Below are 19082 nucleotides of genomic sequence, written 5' to 3'. Positions count from 1 at the left end.
GACAGTCCGGTTTAACAACACCGCCTCCGCTTTTGATTAGACTCGGCTCAACACGTTCAACAATTCTTCGTCAGCCTCACCGACCGTCCGCAGATCGAGCAAGACCTTGTCATCCTCGATCCGCCCAATAACCGCCGGAGTCGAGTTGCGAAGCCGCTCACCTAATTCTGCTGCAGAATATCGCGAATCCGAGATAGCGAGCACGACCGTCTCGGGCATCGCCAGTGGTGCGGCACCGCCGCCGACGGCGGATCGGGAGTCTAAAATTTCGAAATTCAAAGTTGAGCTCTCACCGACCCGCGAACGCAATGCGGCAGCAAATCTGATGGTCTGTGCGTTGACCTCGTCCTTTGTCGCCGACAGCATCGTGAGTACCGGTATCTCTTCGATCGCCGCCCCTCGCCGATAGGACAAAAGCGTCGCCTCAAGGGCCGCATACGCAAGTTTATCGACCCGCAAGGCCCGATAGAGCGGATGTTTTCTAATGCGTTCTATTAATTCACTCCGTCCGGCGATGATGCCGGCTTGTGGACCGCCGAGCAGTTTGTCGCCGCTGAACGAGACTATATCGGCACCATCGCGGATCGAATCAGCCACAACTGGTTCATCCGCGAGTCCGTATTTGCTGAGGTCGATGAGCGCACCTGAGCCGATATCATCGTAGAGCACAATGCCGTTCTTATGGGCGAGATCCGCGAGTTCGCTGACCGCGGGCATTGCCGTAAACCCGACTATTCTGTAATTTGACGGGTGGACACGCAAGATCAAACGCGTGTTCTCGCCGATCGCTTTTTCATAATCGGCAATTTTCGTGCGGTTCGTTGTCCCGACCTCGCAAAGTGCGGCACCTGATTGTTCTAAAACATCCGGCACACGAAAATCACCACCGATCTCGACCAGTTCACCGCGAGAAACGATCACTTCGCCGCCCTTTCCAAATACCGACAGCACCAAAAATGCAGCCGCCGCACAATTATTGACGATCAACGCCGACTCGGCTCCGGTCAGCTCGGCGATCATCGCCTCGGCATACGAGCCGCGACGCCCGCGGTTGCCGGTCTTGATATCGTATTCGAGCGTGCAGTAACCGGCGGCCACCTCGCTGATCGCCCGCTTTGCTGCATCGGAATAAGGTGCACGGCCGAGGTTTGTATGAATGATCACGCCGGTCGCATTGATCACACGGCATACGGCATCACGCTGAGACCGCTGCCACAATTCGGCAAGACGTGATTCGCATCGCTCTAAAACATCCGCCGTATCTTCATCGCCAGCAAGGATCTGGTTCCGCATTTCATCGACCGCACCACGGGCCAGCACAGTCAAATACATCGGCCCGGCAAGCGGAAGCAGCGATACGCCCGTGGCCGAGCGCAGCAATTCATCTATTGACGGCAGCTCACGAAGCATTGCCTCACGTGATATGGCCTCTACAGCTTTCATGCGGTTATTTTATATTAGAAAGCGGGGAAAATTGCGGAAACTTTCGTCCTTTAGCGATTTTCTTTAAATAGGTGCCGCCCAGGCCCTTTTCCCGCCTCAAGGACAATACAACCATGGCAATGATCGGCAACAAGCTCTACCGCAACCTGAATTCGCAGCAGGAAGACGCTCTTGCGGTCGACCAACAGCTCTCGCGGCTCGAGGACGATATCCGCAAACTAAAGATCGATTTCGACATCTATTTCAACGGTGCGACCAAACGTCCGCCCTTCGAGGCACGTGCCCGCATGGAAGCGAACCTCAAACGAATCGCCGACAACCGAAGCCTAAGCTACTCTCAGCGATACTATTTCAACACCCTTACTTCCCGTTTCACCTCTTACCGCGAACTCTGGCGAAGAATGCTCAAGGCAAAGGGCGAGGAATTGCTTTAGTTCCGGCCGTTACTGCTCCGCCGCAAAATCAATATCCCCGACACTATCGTTCAAGCTGATGACACGGCTCGGCACTGAGAATGTGTAGCGTTTCGAATTGATCGTCACGACATATGTCTCTCCGGCCTGCAGGCCATCGATGAAATAGTATCCGAACGACGATGTCTTGACGCGCTTGGGCTGCTGCAGGCTGTTGCCTGTGATTGTGATCGCGGCGTTCACAATACCTCTGCCGTCTGCCGTCGTCACGCGGCCTGAGATCGACGCACCCGCTGCCGTCGGAGCCATGGGTGCATTGACCGGGCCTACTATATCAAAATCATCAACGGCAACACCGGCGGCAGGGACGGTAACATCCGATCTAAACTTGAAACGAAATGCAACACTAGCATTCCCCGCCAAAAATGAGACGTCCCGTGTCTTAAGAGCATATACGGCTTGGGACCCTGAAAAGAACGCTTCGTTGGCCGGAAACGACGTCGAACCGGAGTTGTTGGCGTTGTTGTACCAATTAGCGGCAACCGCCGTGCCGAGAGTTGTCCACGTTGCTCCCTTATCAAGCGTGTATTCGACCCGAAAGCCATCGAAGCCTGTTTCGGTCGCAAATTTTGTCGAGAATCGCAATGTATAGGTTCCGGCCGCTGTGAAATTATAGTTTGGCGTCAACAGGCTCGAATCCGAATTATCTACATAGTTTCCGACAAGCCCCGTGACCCATGCACTGCTGCCGCCGTTCGTTCCATTTTTGCCGGCAACTGCACTATTGCCTCGCTGCCAGGCTGTTCCCGCCACCGTGTTGACGCCAAAATCGTCCGGGTTAGTTTCGAATCCGCCGCCGTCCGATGGGGCATATGGTGTTCCGCGGTTTGGCAGGACGTGAATATACTGTGTCTTTGTTACCGATGAAGCACCGCCGTTGATGGTCAACGTTACCGTAAATTTTCCGGCGGTTTGATACAGATGTCCCGGGTTTTCGAGCGTATTTAGGGCCGAGCCGTCGCCAAAATCCCACGACCACGAGGTCGCCTGGTAGCTGCTGCTATTAAAATATACCGGCTGCCCAACATAAGTGACCCTATTGTTCGAATTGAAAAGTGCCGTCGGCGACGTAAACAGATCCGAAGCGTAAAGCCCGCGGCCGTGGGTCGCGGCGATCACATATTTGTCGCTCTGACGGACCTGCAGCATATCGACCCGCACGTTAGCGAGTCCCGAATTTGAAGCTCCCCAGACCGTAGAACCGCCATTCAGGTTATCGGTTGACCAAACGCCGAGTTCGGTCGCGATGATCGCCTGATCGCTGTTATTTGGATTAAACAAAACCCAGCGGATCGGCATATCAGGCAGGTTGCCTTCGACCGAGGTCCAACTGGTGCCGCCGTTCGTGCTTTCCCATATGCTGTTGACGCCGTAATTACTATATGTCACCAAGAGGTGGTTATCATTTCCCGTTTCAACCTCGACACTCGAGACATATCCCCCGGCAGGCAGACCTGTACTTATGTTCGTACTGGTCGGAGCTCCTGTATTGGCCGAATCTACTCGTACAACACGTCCGGCTCCGGTTCCGAAAAAGACTACGTTTGCAGTGTTTGGCGAAACCTTTACCGCCGAGACGTAAGAGTTGAATGCGGCAACGGCAACTGTCACGAACGTACCGCCTGTTTGAGGATTATCCCATCGCAAGTAGTTGTTGTTGCCGTTGGAGGCATAAAGCTTGTCATTCACATCGTCGTAGTCCGTCGGGTTGATGAACTGTCCGCCTCCCGTACTGAAATTGGTCCATGAGGCCCCGCCATCATTCGAACGATAGTAATCGTTGTAAACATACTGCGTAAATTGAAACTGCGGCTCGTCCTGGTCAATGTGAGTAAAGGCCCCGTCGCCACCGGTGACCTCGACCGTCGCCTGCGGCCCCGACGTATTGAATTGCTGAGTTCCATTGTCCTGTGCACCGGCGAGATAATATGTGGTCAGTGCCGTCGGATGCATCGCTGCAGCATAGAATTGAGCAGTTCTGTAGTTACCGCTGCGGGCGTCGATCGTTGGCGCAGCCGTTTCAGCGTTCGTTGTACGATAGACACCTCCATCATTAACAAAATAGGCGATCGACGAACTACCGTTCTGAAAAACGATATTGTGCTGGTCGGCATGAACGTATTGAAAACCAAATCCGCCGTACCAATGAGCGACCTGCGTCCATGTGCCGGCACCGTCACCGCTGACAAAAAGGTCGATGCCGCCGACGTATAGTCGATTACGATTGTTTGGGTCGACCGCTATCGCGAGGTCGTACCACGCCTGCCCCCGAGAAAAATCCGTTGTTCCGACTCCCGGATCGGCATCCGCCGGCTCGGTCCTCGAAGTCCACGTCGTGCCGCCATCCACAGTTCGCAAGATGCCGTTTACCGCACTACCGTTTTCGACAAGGGCGTAAACGTAATTTGAATCGTTCGGCGCACACGCAATTTCGATCCTCGACCCTGCGATCGGCAATGTTTGTGCTGCTGCAAACGTAACTCCGGCATTGGTCGACTTATGGATCGAACCATCGAGTGATCCATAGACGTCGCCGTTGCTCGCTACTTCGACATCATATGATCTATTACTGGCGGCACCGGTGATCCCAAGGCCAGTGCCGAGAACTTTAGTAAAGGTCGATCCGCCGTTTGCCGAACGCTGAACGCCGCCGGTTCCGGTCGCCACAAATACGATTCCGGTACTGTTGACCACCACTTTATGGCAAAAGTTGAACGCGGCTCCCGTCGTTGATGCCAACTGTACCCAGGACGTACCGCCATTTGTGGTTTTCCACACACCAAACCCCTGAATGGCGTCAAGGTTGAAATAGCCCTCGCCGGTGGCGAAATACATTACCTGTGTATTCGACGGGTCGTAGGCAATTGATGTCACAGCCAGATTGCCGAACAGATCATTGACCGGAGCCCAATTGGGCGTTGCGGAGTTCATGTTCGTCGTCTTCCACAGACCGCCGCCGACGCTGCCCGCCCAGACCGTGTTGCCTGTGCCGTCATTTGGGTCGACCATGATCGCACGAGTTCGCCCGCCTACGTTGTTCGGCCCCTGTTCTTTCCAGGTCACACCGCTGATCGGTGCGATGTTGTCGCGCATCAGCGCATCCTTATACTCTTTCGCCGCCAGTAACCGCTCCGTAGGCACATATCCGAGCGCAGGATCTTTCGTCATCCTGATTTCCTGCTCGAGCCGCTCTGCCGGGCCGTCCTTCTTCTTCCCGCCTTCGCCTTTTTCCTTTTTGAGAAACTTTGACTTAGGATCGGCCGGCCGCGTTAGAACTGCAGCGAGCGTAAATACACCGATCGAAAGAACTGCACCGGCGAGAAAGAGTGAACGGATTGACGGAATACGTAGCGACTTTAGCTTTTTCATGATTTTAGATCGTTAATGGAAAATGTCGGACCTACCTAGATCCCAGCCTCCTGAGAGATGTTCGGCGCCCACAGTAGCGACGGTTCGGATCAAACAGTCTCGAGCTGCCCAAACTATGTGTCCGGTTTTGAATATTGTTTCTGGCGCTTCCAATTAGAATTAAGTGCGAATGGATTTTACACCGATTTGAACCAAAAACCTAGGATCTGTCGTCAGACGAATTCATTGCCTTTTGTTCGCGAATTCGACCATTGCCATATATGCAGAAACAAAAGCTGCTCCCGAAACCTTGTTTCCGGAGCAGCTCTGTGATGGTAAATAGTGTGATGTTTAGTCGACCGTCGCGACGTTCTCGGCCTGCGGGCCCTTCGGTCCGTTGGTCACTTCATATTCGACATCTTGGCCCTGTATCAGGGTCTTGTAGCCGTCCCCCGTGATAGCACTGTAATGGACAAATATGTCCTGTTCGCCGGGCTGCTCGATAAATCCGTAACCCTTGGCATTGTTAAACCATTTGACCTTGCCTATTGCTTTCGGCATTTTGTGTAATTCCTCCTAAAACTGCAAATCATGATACAAAACCCTTGTCGGTCGGCGGTGTCGGAAAACGCTTTCGTCCAAGTAAAGCAATCAATGGGGACGCTCAAGGTCGGGAGAATTTACCGACTCGCGAGGCAATCGAGTCAGTTTGCTCGGTTGCGTCGGTAAAAATCTTAAACTGCAAGATCTTCGGGATAAATTCGAGAGTGTTATTTGATTGACGAAGGAAAATTTAACCAATAAGGGCGGTCGTGTCAAGAGGTTTTGCTCCAATTTGTCGAAAATTGACATAAATTAGGCTATAACAGAAGATAAAGCTTGGTTTTACAGCGCTCGACCCCTCAAAAATGGCAAACGAATACGGACAAGACAGCCTGCTTTCTTACAACGAATATCTCAAGGTTCCGCAGCTCATCGATCTCCAGACGACGCTTTCGGAACCGACCAGCCACGACGAACTGCTCTTCATCGTCATTCATCAGACCTATGAGCTCTGGTTCAAACAGATACTGCACGAGCTAGACGCGACGATAAAATGGCTCGGCGAAGGCCGCCCGTTCCGCGTCAACCACAGCCTCAGGGCGGTGACTTCGATCGAAAAGGTGCTGGTCTCGCAGATACACATTCTCGAATCGATGGCGCAGATCGGCTTTCTTGAGTTCCGCGACAAACTCAATCCGGCCAGCGGTTTTCAGTCGATGCAGTTTCGCGAAGTTGAGTTCATCTCCGGGCAAAAGGACGAGAAGATACTTGAGTTCTTCAAGTTTGATGAGTACGCCTATTTGAGGCTGAAGGAACGTTTTCACCAGCCGAGCCTCGGCGACGCATTTTGGGCATTGCTCTCGCAGCAGGGATTTGCGGTCGCCGACCGTGACGAGAAGGTCGCCTCGATCGTCGAGATCCTGACGCATCCTGAGCAGAACGCCGATCTTTTTATCATGCAGGACCTTTTGATCGACCATGACGAGAACATATCGCTCTGGCGGTATCACCATGTCCTGATGGTCGAACGCATGTTGGGGATGAAACGCGGCACCGGCGGCAGCGAAGGCGTCGGCTATTTAATGACAACACTCACAAAGAAATTCTTTCCCGAGATCTGGGAAGCCAGGACTCACTTGAAAGCCGGAACACCGGCATAAGGCGGCAAATATGTTTAATAGATCAGCGATCGTCATTTTTGTATTCCTCCTTTCGTCATTCGCATTCGGGCAAAACGTCCGTGTTACGTTTCTCCACGTCAATGATGTATACCAATTCGCACCTGTCGAAGGCGGAAAAAAAGGCGGCCTCGCGCGGCTTTTGACGCTAAGGAAACAGGCGATTGCAGAAAATCCGAATACGATCTTCACGCTTGGCGGCGATACCGTTTCGCCATCGGTCGAAACGCGAACATATAAAGGAGCACAGATGATCGACGCCTGGAATGCGGTCGGTCTCGACTACGCGGTTTTCGGCAATCATGAATTCGACATCAAGACGCCTGAACTGCTCGCCCGGATGAAGGAATCGAAATTCACGTGGCTTGGCGCGAACATCATTGATACCAAAACCGGCAAGATCTTTGGAGATACTCCGCCATTTGTGGTCAAAGAGATCGGCGGTATCAAGATCGGCATAGTCGCGTTCTTGCTGCCTGAAACAAAGCAAACATCGTCAATGGAGGATAGCCTGGCCGTCACCGATTATTGCAGCCTTGCCAAAAAGCTGGTCACGGAAATGCGAAAAAAGGCAAAGGTCAACGCCGTGGTCGGCCTGACGCATCTTTCGATGACACAGGACAAGGAACTGGCGAAATGTGCCCAATTCGACCTTATTCTGGGCGGCCACGAGCATTCTCTTCTTCAATCATCGTCGAACGGTACACCGATCTTCAAAATGACCGCCGATGCCCGTGAAATGGGCAAATTCAATCTGAACTTTGACTCCCGGACAAAGCAGCTCGTTAGTCTGGATTGGGAGATCATACCCGTGACGGACAAGATCGCCGATGCACCGGAATTCGCACCTGTATTTGAAAAATACCGCGGCCTGCTCGAACAGCTCGCTGTCAGGGTCGGAGCGACATCAGTGCAGCTTGACGCTCTCTCGCACTCGAACCGGCAAAAGGAGACGAACGTCGGCAATTTTATCGCCGAAGCATATCGCAACGCGGCCGGTGCTGATATCGGTTTTGTTAACGGCGGTTCGATCCGGGCCGATCTGACCTACGAGCCCGGCGTGCTGACAAAACGCGACGTTCTTTCGATATTGCCGTTCAACAATCCGATCGTTAAGGTCGAGATGGCCGGCAAGGTTCTCAAACAGATCCTCGAACACGGCGTCGCCCGCAGCGGCCCCGGCGAGGATTCGGAACCGGAAAGGTTTCCGCAGGTTTCGGGCGTAAGGTTTGAATACGACACCACCAAGCCGGCCGGCAGCCGTGTTGTTTCTGTCACGGTCGGCGGAGCACCGCTCGACGAGGCAAAAACATACACGGTCGCAACGTCCGATTTTCTCGTGTCTCGATCGGGCGACGGCTATACGATGTTCAAGGATGGCAAGCTGTTGACCAATGCCGCAACTGCTCCGAAAGACTCGGACATGTTCGAGGCCGCGATCAAATCATCGCCGAATGCAACGATCTCACCGGTCCTCGACGGCCGTATTAAGCGGATCAACTAGACAAAAACACTAAAAACTTCGTTCGAATAAAGCTTGCCCTTTCGGGTGAGCTTTATTTTTGTTTTCCCGACCTCGACAAGGCCGTCGTCGCTCAGCTGTTTGATCTCTGTTCGGTATTTGTCGGAAAGATCGATCCCAAACCTCTGAGAGAACTCACCGAGATCGACGCCTCGTTCCAACCGGAGGCCGAGAAATGCCGACTCCGAAGCCAGATCGATATCCTCACGAAACACCTCGGCAGAACCTGAATTTTCCGCCATTGAGACATATTTCGCCGTATCGCGTTCGTTTGCGTACCGCTGTCGGCCGTCAAATGAGTGTGCCGAAACGCCAAATCCAAAAACGGGATCGAGCATCCAGTATTTCGAATTGTGCCGCGATCCGAACCCCGGCCGAGAGAAATTTGAGATCTCGTACTGCTCGTACCCGGCCGCTGCCAAACGGTCGAGCATCATTTCGTACATTTCGGCCGCAACTTCCGGATCAGGCTGAGGTTGCCGTTTGCTCCGAACTTGTTCGGCGAGAGGTGTCCCTTCGTGTATTTCGAGAAGGTAGAGCGACATGTGCTCGGGCGACAGATCGATCGCCTTATCTAGATTTTGTTCCCAATCCTGAAGGGTTTGGCCCGGCAATCCGGCGATAAGATCGAAACTCACATTTTCGAAACCGGCATCGCGAAGCATCGCAAACGTTGCCCTTGCGTCATTTGCGTCATGTCCGCGCGCCAAGAGTTTGAGCGCACGGTCATCAAACGTTTGCACCCCAAAGCTGGCACGATTGACGCCCAGTGAGCGAAACGCTGCAAGTGATTCCGGAGTAACGGTCGCCGGATTCATCTCCATCGTAATTTCAGCCGAAGGTTCAACGCTAAATTTTGATCGAACAGAAGTCAGAACCGTTTCGAGCTGTTTGGGTGACAACAGAGACGGCGTACCTCCGCCGAAATAGACCGTGTCGATGGTCGGCACGAGATCCGACCCGTAACGAAACGGGGCTTTGCCGTGGATCGGTCGAAACGACTCGATCTCGAGGCACAACGCTCTGACGTATCTTTCTACTCCCGCATCACTTCGCCAGACGTCTGTCGCAAAATCGCAGTACGAACACCGCGACTTGCAGAATGGAATATGAATATAAACGCCGGCGAGACTCATTGTGATAAAGACTAAGCCCCGCGGGCTCAGGTATCAAGGCCGACGTTAGTCAAACGTATTCGGATCGGGCCATGCATCCGGTTTTGGGTCTTTGACCGAAGCCGAATTAGGGGGCCTCCTGGTCGATCTTTCGCACTCCGATCAAAAGGGCATCCATAATTTTTTTTCGATCGTTCTATTAGAAATGTCTATTTCTTACGATTCGAGCGTGTCCTTAAGACGATTTGCCCAAGCCGATTCGAGTTCGTCAACGGGAACGCTGACCTTGTCTTCCCCTGCGACCGCAATTCGAAGTTCTTTGCCGGTAACAGTACCGATCACTTCGAACGAACAATCGGATACGGTGTCTTTGACGGCTTCGAGATGTTCGGCAGCAAAGCTGATGACGATCCGTGACGGTGATTCGCCGAATAGAATAGATTCGGCCGAGAGCCCATTATCGGAGATATCAATATTGGCACCAATTGTGTGTCGTCCGAGCGACGAAAAGCAGCTTTCGGTGATAGCAACGGCGAGGCCGCCGTCCGAGCAGTCGTGAGCAGACGAAAGCAGCATTTTGTCAGCGAGTGTGAGAAGAGTGTCCTGAACAAGGCGTTCCCGGGCCAGATCGATCTTCGGCACTTCACCGTTTTCGATCAGTTCATCGGTTGTCCGTCCGAGAATGGTCTGTGCATATTCACTGGCGGCAAGATCGTCTTTCGTATCACCTAGTACGGCAATGATGTCGCCCTCTTTCTTAAATCCGTGTGTGATGATCTTGCGCGTGTCATCGATCAGGCCGACCATGCCGATCGTCGGTGTCGGGAGTATTCCTTTTCCGTCAGTCTCGTTGTAGAACGACACATTGCCCGAGACGATCGGCGATTCAAATGCGTTGCACGCCTCGGCGATGCCGTCGACGACCTCGGAGAAACTCCACATCACTTCTGGACGTTCCGGCGACGCAAAGTTAAGACAATTTGTCACGCCGATCGGTTTTGCACCAACGCAGACGACATTGCGTGCAGCCTCGGCAACTGCAAGCTTGGCACCTTCGCGTGGGTTGATCGCCGTGAATTTACCGTTGCCGTCAAGGCACATCGCGATCGCACGCCGGGTTTCCTTCACCCGAACGACCGCCGCATCCGCGCCGGGCGTTATAACAGTATTCGTCCGCACCATCGAATCGTACTGCTCATAGACCCAGCGTTTTGAGCAAATATTGGTCGAAGCAAGCAGCGTTTTCAACGCCTGTTCCGAGTTCGGAGTTTCGAGTTCCGAGTTAAGAGAAGATCGGCCCGACTCGAAACTAAGAACTTGGGATTCGAAACTTGGCTTCGCCATTGGCCGATTATACTTAGGGGCCTCGTCGGTCAACGCGAGAACCGGAAGATCTGCCTCGAGAACGCCGTTATGCATTATCTTGAGGCGGTCGCCTTCGACGACACGGCCGACAACGACCGCATCAAGGTCCCATTTGTTGAATATCTCGACGATCTCCTTTTCGCGTCCCTTTCGGGCAACGATCAGCATCCGCTCCTGCGATTCTGAGAGCAGCATCTCGTAGGCTGTCATTCCGGTCTCACGCTGCGGAACGAGCGTCAGATCGAGTTCGAGGCCGGTGCCGGCACGAGCTGCCATTTCGACCGACGACGACGTCAATCCGGCAGCTCCCATGTCCTGGATGCCTTCGATCGCACCGCTCCGCATTGCCTCGAGACAGGCTTCGAGCAATAGCTTTTCAAGAAAAGGATCGCCAACCTGCACCGTCGGGCGCTTTTCGAGCGCTTCGTCATCAAACTCCGCCGATGCCATCGTCGCACCATGAATGCCATCGCGGCCGGTCTTTGCACCCGCATAAAGCACAGGATTCCCAATTCCCGAAGCTTTACCGAAAAATATCTGATCTTTGCGGACGATTCCCAGCGCGAATGCGTTAACAAGCGGATTTAGGCTGTACGATTCGTCAAACACGACCTCACCGCCGACCGTCGGCACGCCAAAACAATTACCGTAATGCCCGATGCCTTCGACACAGCCTTTCAAAATGGACTTGTTTCGGCTACCGTGCTTCGCATCATCAAGCGGTCCAAAACGAAGCGAATTCATCGCCGCGATCGGCCTAGCTCCCATCGTAAATACGTCGCGCAAAATACCGCCAACTCCGGTCGCCGCCCCCTGAAACGGCTCGATGAAACTCGGGTGATTGTGCGATTCGACCTTGAACGCCACACACCAATCGTCGCCGATATCCAGCACACCGGCATTCTCGCCCGGCGGCACGATCACTCGCGGCCCGGCTACCGGCAGGCGTTTAAGATGCACACGCGAAGATTTATACGAGCAATGCTCAGACCACATCACACTGAAAACACCAAGCTCAGTCAGATTAGGCTCGCGGCCCATCAATTGTTTGATCTTTTCGTATTCGTCAGGCTTAAGGCCGTGCTGTTCTACTATCTCTGCGGTAATACTCGTCATCGGTTTGTAAGAGCCAAAAAAGTCACTCGAAATAAACAAAAGAGTTTATGCGTTTCGGATATGATTATCAAATCCGAGGGCATAAACTCTCTGTAAATTACGCAACTGCGGTTCAGCTACGGTGCCGCCGGAGCACCAAACGCCGCCCATTCTTCTTTCGCAGGTCCGTAGATCCCCGGAACACGAAGGCCCGCTTGTCGCATCAGCACCGTCATTTGTCCGCGATGATGTGTTTGATGGGCGATCAGGTAGAACAGCGTCATGCCGCGTGACCATGTTTCGCCGTACATATCGTCCTCGATTAGGAGCGTTTCGGCCGTCCAGTTTTTCGAGACCTCATCGCCGACCGACTTGCCGCCGATGCCGTAGATACGGGCGATCTCAGCGGCACTCGTAGGACATTCGGCGTCTTCGGCTGGAGCGTCGATCGTTAACCCGACCTTCCCGAGCATTTCGCCGAGAGTCACGGCCAAATGCCAGGCGATAAAGCCAAGCGTGCGGCCATCCTCGTTTACCTTTTGTCCCAGCGACTCATCGGTCAGGTTGAGCAGTGCTTTGCCCGTCATCTCTGCCTCGTAGTCCCAAGCTGTTCTGAAATCTTCGATAGTTTTAAACATAGATCTCCTATTTTACCGATCGAAATACCGTCTTGCCGACATACGAATGTACGATCTGCCGAAATGAATCGGGCTGTATCGAGCCCCTGAGCAGCGGACCTTTGGGGCGCAATTCCTTCAATATCGGTTCAAAGGCCTTTTCGCTATTCTTGTATTGTTCTTCGTTTGCGTAACGTGTAATCAGGATGATGTCGAACGCCGCGTCCTTAGTGGCTGTCTCGACATACTCGAACGATTCGATAATTCCGCGTTTTACCGCGGCTTCACGATAAACACGCCAATTGTTTTCGTAATAATATCTAGCTTCGTCACGATTGCCGCCCACCACCTTAACGATTTCGACAACATCGATGATGCCAAATCCTGACGGCGGATCGCCGAGCGTCCGGGCAATGTTCTCTTTCAGTGTTTCGTAACGGAATTTACCGTTTCTCTGGTATGTGGTCCGGCCTTCGGTATCGATCAAGACCGTCAGCGGCAGGTTGCCTGCCCAATCTTTCGACACGAGCCGGATCGCCGCATCCTCGTCTGCGGTCTTGAGCAGATAGGCCGGCATATCTGCCTTCACTTCGCCCAGGAACTTAGGCACGTCACGATCTATTTCAACAAGGTCGTCTAGCGAGATCGTGATCACGTCGAGTTTTCCTTTATATTCCGCGTCGAGCTTTACCAGATCTGGAAACTCTTCGCGGCACGGATCGCACCATGTCGCCCAGAAATTGACCAGCAGCGGCCTGCCGTTCGGCTTGAGGAGCGTTTCCAGCTTGGCAGTATCGATCTGAACTACTTTTTTGCCGCGGCTTTGGCCGTACCTACGGCCTGTCCGGCGGTGTCAGCAGCCAAAGCGCAAACAAAGATCAGGCACAGAAACGCACCTGATCCGAATATTGATCGTCTCATTTTGTATCTGCTGCAACTGCTCGTTTAATCGTGCAGCCAAATGCATTTGCCTTGACGCGTTCGATCTTTTTACCGGCCAACGACGTATCAAATGCCGTCCGAAGGTACGTTTCGGTTATGTTCTCACCCGAACGGTCATTGTCGATCGCTCCGTGATATAGCAGCACATTATTGGCATCAAGGTAGTACGCCTCAGGCGTCACCGACGCTCCTAGTTTGTCCGCCAATACATTTCCCTTGTCGAAAAGGACCGGGAATTTGTATGTCTCAGTAATGTGTGCCCGACCCCAATCGAGCGGTTTGGCGGCCGCTTTGTCCATTTCGGTCGCGTTCGAATTGATTCCGATGAACGCGATACCCTTGGCGGCATAATCAGCAGCGATCTGGTTCATTCTTTCGTTGTAAAGCTTAACGACCGGGCACTGCGACGAAACGAACATTATAACTGCGCCGTTCTTGCCTTTCAATTCATTGAGGCTAACTGTCTTGCCATCAATGTTTGAAAGTGAAAAGTTTTCAATTGTACCGCCAACCGCCAATCCCTGAGCGTTCGCTGCAACCGCCAGAGCAAAAAGAAATGTGAACAAAATAGCTACTCGTTTCATAAATTCTTACCTCATTAAAAAATTCGGCCTTTTGGATGTGTTCAGTCTAACAGTTCGATCATTGCAACTTCAAACTTTTATTCTCTTACGACAATGGTAACGATACGGTTTCACCTTACAAGATCGCCCCGGGCCAGAGGTTCCGACGATCGGCGGGAACTGACGAAACAAACACCGGGACATTTTGCTCGGCGAACGAACCTGAAAAATATGATATAGTCTGCGAATCCCACAATTTTTACCTAGCATTTGTTGAGAAGGGGCTAATATTCGTTAAGTAGGGTTTCTTTTATGAAAACCGGTACAAAGATCGGTCGTTATGAAATTCGCTCCCAGATCGGGGCTGGAGGAATGGGGGTCGTCTATTCGGCGCTTGACACTGAGCTTTCCCGTCACGTCGCGCTAAAGGTTTTAATGGCCGACATCGTTGACGACAAAGAGCGTGTCGCTCGCTTCGAGCAGCAAGCAAAAGCAACTTCGGCCCTGAATCATCCCAATATACTTACTGTTTTTGATTTTGGTGCCCACGATGGCGCTCCATATCTGGTTTCCGAGCTGCTTGAGGGCGAAGAGTTAGGTGACCGTCTTAGCGAGCGGCCGATGTCTCAACGATCGGTCATCGCATTTGCCAGGCAAATTGTAAGCGGTCTGACGGCCGCTCATGAAAAGGGACTAGCCCAACCCAATCTCAAACCGGCAAATATATTCATCACCAAAGATGAAAGGGTCAAGATACTAGATTTTGGGCTCGCCAAGCTCCGGGAGCAATCACAAGATCAATCGTTCGATGAGGCGACACATCAAGCGATCACTACGCCGGGCGTCGTGATGGGCACGGTCGGCTATATGTCGCCTGAGCAGGTAAGGGGACAGACCACGGATCACCGATCCGACATTTTTAGTTTCGGCCTCATTCTGCACGAAATGATAACCGGCCGGCGGGCCTTTCAGCGTGATTCGATGGCCGAGACAATGGCAGCGATCCTGAAAGAAGAGCCGGCAGAGCTTACCGTATCAAACCCGAGTATAAATCCCGGGCTCGAACGAATTGTTCACCGCTGTCTCGAAAAGAACCCGGAGCGAAGATTCCAATCAACATCGGATCTTGGTTTCGCGATCGAGGCTTTGACGGTCTCGTCGACTGCCTCCGGGACCAATTTGACCCAAGCCGCCCGGGCGATAATGGACGAGGGCAGAGCCCCTTTACTTCGCGGCCGGGCGAGCTGGATAGCCGCGGCAGTTTTGGGGTTGGCTTTTTTGGCTGCGTTGCCGTTCGCGGTAATGTACTTTCTGCGGCCGCCTGCCGATAGGTCCGTCACATTCTTCTCAATACAACAGCCTGCAAGTGCGGTCGGCCCGGGATCGCGGGCTCCGGGTATTACTCTTTCACCCGACGGCAAAAAGCTCGTTTTCAGCACTTCGGATATCAACCGCAAACGCCAGCTTTGGATGCGCTCTTTTGAATCTTTTGTGACAGAGCCGATCGCAGGAACAGAAGACGGCAGTTCCCCCGTCTTTTCACCGGACGGACGTTATATTGCATTTTATGCCGACAACAAACTCAAAAAGTATGACATCGGTTCGGGCGTCGTCCAAACGTTATGTCCGGCCGAATCCGGCAACTCGGGTGCGTCATGGAGCACAAATGGTGTAATAGTCTTCGGCGATGGCGATGGTAAGGGATTAATGCGAGTAAACGCTTCGGGCGGAAGTCCTAAACCGGCAACAGAGTTAGACACCGCCGCCGGTGAAATGAGCCATAGCGGTCCGAATTTTCTTCCGGACGGCGATCATTACTTGTATTTGGTCTCTGGCGGCGAAGGCCAAGGTATTTACTATGGATCATTGAGTAAGCCGGAACGCAAACTGTTGTTTGCGGACGGACTTTCGAGGCCATATTTCGCGAATCCCGGTTACATACTGTACGCTCCCGATCGAACAACCATGCTGGCGCGTGCATTTGATGCCGGGAGGCTTGAGATGAAGGGCGACCCGTTTCCCGTAGCTCGCAATCTCGAAGTTAGCGGACGAGGAAACGCCCGGCTTGCGGTTTCGGCGAATGGAGTTTTGGCTTATGTCGAAGGCGTCGAATCGGAAACTGTCCAGCTGGGTTGGTTTGGCCGTGACGGTAAGTCAATGGGGCCTGCCGGTCCGGCAGGACAGTGGTTGAATTTCAGTGTGTCGCCGGACGAGCGATTTGTGGCAGTTACCCGTGACGAAACGAGCAGGAATCGTTCTCTTTGGCTGATAGAGCTCCAAAGTGGAACGGCGACCAATTACAAATCCGACGGTGATAATTCGTATCCGGTGTGGTCGCACGACGGGTCTCAGTTTGCTTTTTCGTCTAATCGTGACGGTGTGTCGGATCCCTACCTGAAGCCGGCAGATCGGGTAATGCCCGAGACCCGTTTGCTGGACGTAACGTCAAGTGCGTTTCCAAGTTCATGGTCGCCGGACGGGAAATTCGTATTGGTGACCATGAAAAGGGACATTTGGACGATCCCGATCGAAGGTGACCGGGCCGCACAGCCTCTGATCCAGACCAAGGGCAGCGATCGGCTTGCCCGCGTGTCGCCGGACGGAAAATGGGTAGCATATCAATCCGATGTCGCCGGTGTCGATGAGATATATGTCACGCAATTTCCCCAATCAACACGCTCGTGGCGTATTTCCAGCGGCGGCGGCGTCAATCCTCAATGGAAGAGCGACGGGAAAGAACTCTATTTTATATCGGGCGGCAACCTCGTTGCGGTCACCGTGACCGCGACCGACGAGTTTAAGAACGATGCTCCAAAGATCCTCTTTAAGATCGAAGGCCGCGAATATTCGGTGAGCAAGGACGGCAATCGATTTTTAACCGGTGCCGTGACCAAAGAGGCTCCGCCGCCGCCGATCAACATCATTATCAATTGGCTCTCAACAATAAAACCAAAAAGTTAGGGTTCGGTGCGGGCCTAAGCAGCTTACTGTTCGAACTGCTCAATAATTATGCCGACTATTAGAGATGAAAATACCAGGTCAATGATCATCGGACGGATCAGCAAACTGACGGGCGGTGAAACGCCGCTGTGGGGCAAGATGACCGCCGATCAGATGATGTCGCACCTTGTTCAAGCGGGCGAACTGCCGTTCGAGGCGAGTGTGCCCGACCGCAGCACATTTATGGGCAGAACCATCATCAAGCCGCTGATCCTCTATGTGCTGCCGATGCCCAAAGAGGTAAAGGTCTCGCCCGAAATGAACCAGCAGGAAAAAGGCCGCACGCCTCAGGGATTTGATACGGACAGAGAGCTGCTTTTGACGTCGATCGAAAAACTCGGCACGCTGCCAACCGACCACAAATGCCTCGATCATCCGTTCTTCGGCAAAATGAGCGCGAAAGAATGGGGTGTACTCGCTTACCGGCACATTGACCATCACTTGAAACAGTTTGGGGTTTGAGATCTAGCTGAACAACCGCGGCAGCCGCCGCTGCAGATTCTTAGGCAGTAAGATCTCCATCGCGTCATCGACCGTCACGATCCCGGCGATGTCGCCTTCGTCGTCGATCACGGGCAGGGCTAGCAGATTGTATTCTGAGATCGTCTGGGCGACTTCCTCGGCAGGTTCGGACGGATGAGCGAAACGAAATTCGGTCCGCATCACCTCTGACAGTTTGAACGTCGGATTTGCGAGTATCAGCGAACGCAGACTGATAACACCGCGGATCTTCCACGAATCTTCTTCATCCACCACGTACAGGTAGTAGATCATGTTCGGCGTCTCGGCCATTTCGCGCAAGCGGGCGATCGTTTCGCCGACGGTCAGATCCATCGGAAAGACGATGAATTCCGTTGTCATCAGGCCGCCTGCCGTGTCATTCTCAAACGCCATCAGCTCGGCCACGTCAGCTTTTTCATCCTCTTCCATCAGATTGAAAAGCTGCTCGCTCTTTTCGTCGTCCATCTCGTCCAGCACATCGACGGCATCGTCCGGCGACATTTCTTCGAGAATATCGGCCGCGCGTTCCTCGTCCATGTCTTCGAGGATACGTGCCTGCGCTTCGGTGGACATCTCTTCCAAAGTGTCGGCGGCGAACTCGTCATCGAGGCTTTCGACGACCTCGGTCCGATGTATCGGCGAGAGCGATTCGGCAAGCTGCGCGATCTCGACCGGATGCAGCCGCGAGAGTTTATCTTTTGATGATTTGAGCTGCACCGTGACGGTCGTCGTATCGGTCGCGAGATAGCCGACATCGGCCCAATCGATCACTTCGACGGGACGGTTGCTGCCGAAAAACCCCTGAGGCATCAACCGCCGGACAAACCCCTGCAGGCTGATATCCGCACCCGTGACACGCCAAAGATTGCCGGCCTCGATAAGTTGAACATCATTGACTCGAACGACACGCTTGCCGTCGACATCGATCAGTTGATTATCAAGCACGTCCTTTCCGAGCAGAACCTCGCCGTCACGCCGCACGAACGGGCTCAGGTCGAGGATCGCCGAGCTCATCTTAGCTCCGTGCAACCCCAATTCCGAGATGTCTCGCCGCGGCATAAAGAAATTTCGACGGCGATATCGTGCGACCAGCCCGATCACAGGCGGATGCTCCTCGCGGCCGTAACGTACGAGCACGTCCGCGATCACCGCGATCTTCTCATTGCGGGCGTCGAATATCGGCCGGTTCAAAATTTGCGAAACGTAGAGCATCACAACGATAGATTATCACAAGGTCATTGTTCGTGGTTCGTTGTTGTTTATTCGTGGTATTTATCATGCTCAACGACCGATTTCCGCTCTTCGCGACCGGCAATTAACACCTAACCACGAACGCACAAAATAACAATGTTAAATATCGTTATATTTTGTGGAAAC

At 53.1% G+C, this 19082-nt stretch carries 14 protein-coding genes; 5 read left to right on the top strand and 9 right to left on the bottom strand.

Annotation, left to right across the window (positions count from 1 at the left end):
• Positions 1-36: 36 nt before the first annotated feature.
• Positions 37-1410 carry an L-seryl-tRNA(Sec) selenium transferase gene (locus IPK01_06315; GenBank protein ID MBK7933105.1) on the bottom strand — a complete coding sequence of 458 codons (1374 nt, stop codon included), beginning with the start codon at positions 1408-1410 and terminating at the stop codon, positions 37-39.
• 146 nt (positions 1411-1556) lie between these two features.
• Between IPK01_06315 and IPK01_06310 the strand changes: the two genes are divergently transcribed.
• Positions 1557-1877, top strand: a complete 321-nt coding sequence (locus IPK01_06310) for a hypothetical protein (GenBank protein ID MBK7933104.1) — start codon at positions 1557-1559, stop codon at positions 1875-1877.
• A 9-nt stretch (positions 1878-1886) separates the two neighbouring features.
• Here IPK01_06310 and IPK01_06305 read toward each other — a convergent pair whose 3' ends face one another.
• Entirely contained in the window at positions 1887-5285 is a 3399-nt protein-coding gene (locus IPK01_06305; protein ID MBK7933103.1) for a carboxypeptidase regulatory-like domain-containing protein, read from the bottom strand.
• Between the two features lie 330 nt (positions 5286-5615).
• On the bottom strand, positions 5616-5825 hold the full coding sequence (locus tag IPK01_06300; GenBank protein MBK7933102.1) for a cold-shock protein: 210 nt from the start codon (positions 5823-5825) through the stop codon (positions 5616-5618).
• Positions 5826-6172: 347 nt separating this feature from the next.
• Here IPK01_06300 and IPK01_06295 point away from each other — a divergent pair, with 347 nt between their 5' ends.
• Together IPK01_06295 and IPK01_06290 are read left to right on the top strand one after the other, a co-directional pair.
• Positions 6173-6967, top strand: a complete 795-nt coding sequence (locus tag IPK01_06295) for a tryptophan 2,3-dioxygenase (GenBank protein ID MBK7933101.1) — start codon at positions 6173-6175, stop codon at positions 6965-6967.
• Positions 6968-6977: 10 nt separating this feature from the next.
• Positions 6978-8489 carry a 5'-nucleotidase C-terminal domain-containing protein gene (locus tag IPK01_06290; protein MBK7933100.1) on the top strand — a complete coding sequence of 504 codons (1512 nt, stop codon included), beginning with the start codon at positions 6978-6980 and terminating at the stop codon, positions 8487-8489.
• On the opposite strand, the gene hemW is transcribed toward IPK01_06290, so the two are convergent.
• From hemW to IPK01_06265, 5 genes are all read right to left on the bottom strand, one after another.
• A complete protein-coding gene (hemW, locus tag IPK01_06285; GenBank protein ID MBK7933099.1) occupies positions 8486-9643 on the bottom strand; it encodes a radical SAM family heme chaperone HemW in 1158 nt (385 codons plus the stop codon). The two genes, IPK01_06290 and hemW, sit on opposite strands and share 4 nt — an antisense overlap.
• Before the next feature lie 195 nt (positions 9644-9838).
• Positions 9839-12103: a phosphoribosylformylglycinamidine synthase subunit PurL gene (purL, locus tag IPK01_06280; protein MBK7933098.1), complete on the bottom strand. Its 2265-nt coding sequence runs from the start codon at positions 12101-12103 to the stop codon at positions 9839-9841.
• Positions 12104-12219: 116 nt separating this feature from the next.
• A complete protein-coding gene (locus IPK01_06275) occupies positions 12220-12720 on the bottom strand; it encodes a hypothetical protein (protein MBK7933097.1) in 501 nt (166 codons plus the stop codon).
• A gap of 7 nt (positions 12721-12727) precedes the next feature.
• Positions 12728-13498 carry a TlpA family protein disulfide reductase gene (locus IPK01_06270; GenBank protein MBK7933096.1) on the bottom strand — a complete coding sequence of 257 codons (771 nt, stop codon included), beginning with the start codon at positions 13496-13498 and terminating at the stop codon, positions 12728-12730.
• A gap of 118 nt (positions 13499-13616) precedes the next feature.
• Complete coding sequence (locus IPK01_06265; GenBank protein ID MBK7933095.1) at positions 13617-14225, bottom strand: redoxin domain-containing protein; 609 nt, start codon at positions 14223-14225, stop codon at positions 13617-13619.
• Between the two features lie 291 nt (positions 14226-14516).
• Here IPK01_06265 and IPK01_06260 point away from each other — a divergent pair, with 291 nt between their 5' ends.
• Together IPK01_06260 and IPK01_06255 are read left to right on the top strand one after the other, a co-directional pair.
• A complete protein-coding gene (locus tag IPK01_06260; protein ID MBK7933094.1) occupies positions 14517-17165 on the top strand; it encodes a protein kinase in 2649 nt (882 codons plus the stop codon).
• A gap of 48 nt (positions 17166-17213) precedes the next feature.
• Positions 17214-17666 (top strand): DUF1569 domain-containing protein, encoded by a 453-nt coding sequence (locus IPK01_06255; GenBank protein MBK7933093.1) that lies wholly within the window; start codon positions 17214-17216, stop codon positions 17664-17666.
• Positions 17667-17669: 3 nt separating this feature from the next.
• On the opposite strand, the gene IPK01_06250 is transcribed toward IPK01_06255, so the two are convergent.
• Positions 17670-18917 (bottom strand): magnesium transporter, encoded by a 1248-nt coding sequence (locus IPK01_06250; protein MBK7933092.1) that lies wholly within the window; start codon positions 18915-18917, stop codon positions 17670-17672.
• Positions 18918-19082 lie beyond the last annotated feature (165 nt).

This window comes from Acidobacteriota bacterium (assembly GCA_016713675.1).
Classification (GTDB): Bacteria; Acidobacteriota; Blastocatellia; order Pyrinomonadales; family Pyrinomonadaceae; genus OLB17.
Note: the sequence above shows the minus strand (reverse complement) of the source record. Positions and strands in the feature narration are given on the sequence as shown.

Coding starts and splice junctions, on each gene's coding strand:
- IPK01_06315 (MBK7933105.1), bottom strand. CDS start 1,410: ATGCTTCGTGAGCTGCCGTCAATAGATGAATTGCTGCGCTCGGCCACG.
- IPK01_06310 (MBK7933104.1), top strand. CDS start 1,557: ATGGCAATGATCGGCAACAAGCTCTACCGCAACCTGAATTCGCAGCAG.
- IPK01_06305 (MBK7933103.1), bottom strand. CDS start 5,285: ATGAAAAAGCTAAAGTCGCTACGTATTCCGTCAATCCGTTCACTCTTT.
- IPK01_06300 (MBK7933102.1), bottom strand. CDS start 5,825: ATGCCGAAAGCAATAGGCAAGGTCAAATGGTTTAACAATGCCAAGGGT.
- IPK01_06295 (MBK7933101.1), top strand. CDS start 6,173: ATGGCAAACGAATACGGACAAGACAGCCTGCTTTCTTACAACGAATAT.
- IPK01_06290 (MBK7933100.1), top strand. CDS start 6,978: ATGTTTAATAGATCAGCGATCGTCATTTTTGTATTCCTCCTTTCGTCA.
- hemW (MBK7933099.1), bottom strand. CDS start 9,643: ATGAGTCTCGCCGGCGTTTATATTCATATTCCATTCTGCAAGTCGCGG.
- purL (MBK7933098.1), bottom strand. CDS start 12,103: ATGACGAGTATTACCGCAGAGATAGTAGAACAGCACGGCCTTAAGCCT.
- IPK01_06275 (MBK7933097.1), bottom strand. CDS start 12,720: ATGTTTAAAACTATCGAAGATTTCAGAACAGCTTGGGACTACGAGGCA.
- IPK01_06265 (MBK7933095.1), bottom strand. CDS start 14,225: ATGAAACGAGTAGCTATTTTGTTCACATTTCTTTTTGCTCTGGCGGTT.
- IPK01_06260 (MBK7933094.1), top strand. CDS start 14,517: ATGAAAACCGGTACAAAGATCGGTCGTTATGAAATTCGCTCCCAGATC.
- IPK01_06255 (MBK7933093.1), top strand. CDS start 17,214: ATGCCGACTATTAGAGATGAAAATACCAGGTCAATGATCATCGGACGG.
- IPK01_06250 (MBK7933092.1), bottom strand. CDS start 18,917: ATGCTCTACGTTTCGCAAATTTTGAACCGGCCGATATTCGACGCCCGC.